Source organism: Mesorhizobium sp. M5C.F.Ca.ET.164.01.1.1, from assembly GCF_004792125.1.
Taxonomy (GTDB): domain Bacteria; phylum Pseudomonadota; class Alphaproteobacteria; order Rhizobiales; family Rhizobiaceae; genus Mesorhizobium; species Mesorhizobium wenxiniae.
Window position 1 is genome coordinate 1 of the sequence record NZ_SRTG01000284.1, and the last position, 345, is coordinate 345.

Consider the following 345-nt stretch of genomic DNA (forward strand, 5'->3'; position numbering starts at 1 on the left):
CGGCGGGCGGGATGCCTTCGCTCTCGGCGAAGCAGCGCGAGAAGTGCGCGCGGCTGAGGCCACTGATGTGGACGAGGTCCGCCACCGGCAGCGGCTTGTCGAGATTGGCGTTGATGTGGTCGATCACCGGCTGCATGGCGCTTTGTTTTTCCGCGAAGGCGTGCGACCCGAAAACATCGTCGTAAAGGGCCATGGCAGCTTCGTAGGCGACGGCGGAAGCGGCACCCGGCGAACCGGCCCCCGTGATGAGGCGCAGGCTGCAGTCGGCAAGATGGTCGATCGTCGTTGGCTGCAGCCGAAACACAGGGCCCGAGACGCTTAGGATCGATTTGTGGATGCGCAGCG

The 345-nt window shown here is 65.2% G+C and carries 1 pseudogene; it reads right to left on the reverse strand.

Going from position 1 to position 345, the window contains the following annotated elements:
• Window positions 1-345 (reverse strand): annotated as a pseudogene (locus tag EN807_RS33495) (AraC family transcriptional regulator); the annotation flags it as partial.